Annotated in this window: 2 protein-coding genes; one reads left to right on the top strand and one right to left on the bottom strand. The window is 70.1% G+C overall.

Annotated elements, in window-relative coordinates:
* Positions 1-1,481 (bottom strand): CCA tRNA nucleotidyltransferase (locus IE249_RS26925; RefSeq protein ID WP_189708775.1); only part of this gene is annotated, 1,481 nt, incomplete at its 3' end.
* A gap of 255 nt (positions 1,482-1,736) precedes the next feature.
* On the opposite strand from IE249_RS26925, the gene IE249_RS26920 reads away from it, so the two are divergent.
* On the top strand, positions 1,737-3,810 hold a 2,074-nt coding region (locus IE249_RS26920), incomplete at its 3' end, for a DUF6049 family protein (protein ID WP_229859346.1).

Raw genomic sequence — 3,810 nt, 5'->3', positions numbered from 1 at the left:
CACGTTTCACGTGAAACATCCTGCTGGGCCCACCACTCCTTGAGTGCCGCCACTGCCGCGTCGTGCTCCATCGGGCCGTGCTCGAGGCGGAGCTCCAGCATGTGCTTGTAGGCCATGCCGACGACCGGCCCCGGCTTCACGCCCAGGATCTCCATGACCTGGTTGCCGTCGAGGTCCGGGCGGATCGCGTCCAGCTCCTCCCGTTCCTGGAGCTCGGAGATGCGCTGCTCCAGTCCGTCGTACGCCCGCGACAGCGCGGACGCCTTGCGCTTGTTGCGCGTGGTGCAGTCCGAGCGGGTCAGCTTGTGCAGTCGGTCGAGAAGCGGCCCCGCATCGCGGACGTAGCGGCGGACCGCGGAGTCCGTCCACTCCCCAGTGCCATAGCCATGGAAGCGCAAGTGCAGCTCGACCAGGCGCGAGACGTCCTTCACCAGCTCGTTGGAGTACTTCAGAGCGGTCATGCGCTTCTTGGTCATCTTCGCGCCGACCACCTCGTGGTGGTGGAAGGAGACCCGGCCGTCCTTCTCGAAGCGGCGGGTTCGCGGCTTGCCGATGTCGTGCAGGAGGGCGGCCAGCCGGAGGGTCAGGTCGGGCCCGTCCTCCTCCAGCGCGATGGCCTGCTCCAGCACGATCAGCGTGTGGTCGTAGACGTCCTTGTGCCGGTGGTGCTCGTCGCTCTCCAGCCGCAGCGCGGGCAGCTCGGGCAGGACGTGCCCGGCGAGGCCGGTCTCGACCAGCAGGGTCAGGCCCTTGCGCGGGTGGGCGGAGAGGATCAGCTTGTTCAGCTCGTCCCGCACCCGCTCGGCCGAGACGATGTCGATACGCCCCGCCATCTCCTTCATCGCCGCGATGACCTCGGGGGCGACCTCGAAGTCGAGCTGGGCGGCGAAGCGGGCCGCCCGCATCATGCGCAGCGGATCGTCGGAGAAGGACTCCTCGGGAGTGCCCGGGGTGCGCAGCACCCGCGCCGCCAGGTCGACCAGCCCTCCGTGCGGGTCGACGAACTCCTTCTCCGGCAGGGCCAGCGCCATCGCGTTGACCGTGAAGTCGCGCCGGACGAGGTCCTCCTCGATGGAGTCGCCGTAGGACACCTCCGGCTTGCGGGAGGTCCGGTCGTAGGCCTCCGACCGGTATGTGGTGACCTCGATCTGGAAACAGCGCTCGACACCCTCGACCCGCGCCTTCTTCTGCGCGCCGACCGTGCCGAAGGCGATTCCGACCTCCCAGACGGCGTCCGCCCACGGCCGCACGATCTTCAGTACGTCCTCGGGCCGCGCGTCGGTCGTGAAGTCCAGGTCGTTCCCGAGCCGGCCGAGCAGCGCGTCCCGGACCGAGCCGCCGACCAGGGCGAGTGAGAACCCGGCCTCCTGGAAGCGGCGGGCGAGATCGTCGGCGACAGGGGCAACCCGCAGCAGTTCGCTCACCGCGCGCTGCTGCACCTGGCTCAGGGCAGTGGGAGTGTCTTCGTTGGCGTTCGGCACAACAGAAGAGGGTACGTGTCCGGGCCACTCGGCCGCCTCGCCATTGCCGGGCCCGGACAGCTCCTCCCATACGGCCGCAAGCACAGCCCTTGTGACGTACGGAACAGGTCCCCCGTATTCGTGCGCATCAGGCCGCTCCACGGCTCTCCGCCGATCTTGGACCCGCCTCCGCGGCACTTCACCTCGGCGCGCATCGTTACCATGCCTGGACGCACATTCCGAGACCACTGACGACGACGAGGGACGGGCGAGCGCGTGGCCGAGGCGGCAGACTTCCAGGGGACCAGTCCCTCACCTGCCCGCCGCCTGCTGCGGCGAGCCGGGACTCTGCTCGCCGGTGCGCCCCTGCTGGCCGGTCTGCTGCAGCTGCCCGCCGCGTCGTCGGCGCAGGCCGCCGGCCAGGACGCCGTGCGGACCGCCTCCGGCTCCGGCACGGTGGCCGTCGCCCTGGACTCGCTGACTCCCGGCGCTCCCAGCGACGGGGACACCGTGACCGTCGCCGGCACGGTGACCAACAACGGCAAGCAGGCGGTCACCAACGCCCACGTGGGTCTGCGGGTGGGTCCCGAGCTGAACACCCGCTCGGACATCGACGCCGTGGCCCGGCGCACCGGCTTCGAGCCGGGGGCCGACGGCGACGAGGTCGGCGGCAAGTATGTGCAGAAGTTCGCCTCGCTCGACCCGGGCGCCGCACAGCACTTCAGCATCTCCGTCCCGGTCGACAAGCTGAACCTGGGCGGGAACGGCGTCTACGAGTTCTCCGTGTCCCTGTCGGGCCGGACGACCGCGCAGCCCTGGGAGCAGGTGCTGGGCATCCAGCACACGTTCCTGCCCTGGCAGTCCTCGGACGCGGACACCAAGACGAAGACGACCTTCCTTTGGCCGCTCGTCTCCAGCGTCCACATGACGGCCGAGACCGGTCCCGGCGAGCAGCAGACGCCGGTCTTCCTCGACGACGACCTCGCCAAGGAGATCTCGCCCGGCGGCCGTCTGCAGCAGATGCTGTCGCTGGGCAAGGATCTCGACGTCACCTGGGTGATCGACCCCGACCTGCTCGCCTCCGTCGACGCCATGACGCGCAACTACCGGGTACGCAATCCCAAGGGCGGCAACCCGCTGCCGGGGACCCAGCAGGCGGTCGCCAAGCAGTGGCTCGCCGAGCTCCAGCAGGCGGTGACGGGCAAGGAGGTCGTCGCGCTGCCCTTCGCCGACCCGGACCTCGCCTCCCTCGCCCACAACGGCACCAGCGTCACCGGCTCGCTCAGCCAGCTCAGGGATGCCACCGATGTCGCCGCCAGCACGGTGGAGACGGTGCTGCACGTGAAACCGGGCACGGACTTCTCCTGGCCGGTGGACGGCGCCGTCGACCCGTCGATCGTGAAGGTCGCGACCTCGGCGGGCGCCGACAAGGTGATCGCGCGCAGCGACAGCCTCGAGGAGACCGGCGGCCTGACCTACACGCCCTCCGCCGCCCGCCCTATCGGCGGCGGCACCACGGCGGTCGTCGCCGACGAGCGGCTGTCGACGGCGTTCGAGGACGACATGACGGGCGCCGGCAGCACCACGCTCGCCGTGCAGCGGTTCCTCGCCCAGAGCCTCGAGCTCGACGGCCAGACGAGCAAGCAGCGCAGCATCGTCGTCGCCCCACAGCGCATGCCGACCGCGAGCCAGGCCCAAGCCATGGCGCAGGCGCTGACGGCCCTCCAGCAGAGCACCTGGTCCCAGCCCCAGGATCTGGCCGCGGCCGCCAAGGCCAAGCCGGACCCGGGCGCCACCACACGGCTGCCGTCGACGGCCGACTACCCCTCCTCTCTGCGCAAGCGGGAACTCGGCCGCTCCGCCTTCGCCGCGATCGCGAGGACGCAGGACAAGGTCGACAACTTCAAGGTGGTCCTCACCGACGAGTCCCGGGTCGTCACGCCGTTCGGACGTGCCATGAACCGCGAGATGTCCGTGTCGTGGCGCGGCCGGGACGGTGAGGCGGAGAGCTTCCGCGACGGCGTGGAGGCCTACCTCGACGACCTGTCCCAGCAGGTCAAGCTGATCGACAAGTCGGAGACCAAGCTCTCCGGCCGCAGCGCCACGATCCCGGTGACCGTGCAGAACAACCTCGTGCAGGGCGTCGACCACCTGGTGCTGCGGCTCACCTCCACCAACCCCACCCGTCTCAAGATCGGCGGAAAGGCCTACAGCGAGCAGCCGGTCACGGTCTCCGGCGGGCACAGCCAGTCGGTGAAGTTCACCACCTCGGCCAACGCCAACGGGCGCGTGACGGTCGTCGCCCAGCTGTACACGCAGGACGGCCAGGAGTACGGCGACCCCGTCTCCT

Origin of the sequence: Streptomyces anandii JCM 4720, assembly GCF_014650655.1 — a bacterium.
GTDB classification, from domain to species: domain Bacteria; phylum Actinomycetota; class Actinomycetes; order Streptomycetales; family Streptomycetaceae; genus Streptomyces; species Streptomyces anandii.
Note: the sequence above shows the minus strand (reverse complement) of the source record. Positions and strands in the feature narration are given on the sequence as shown.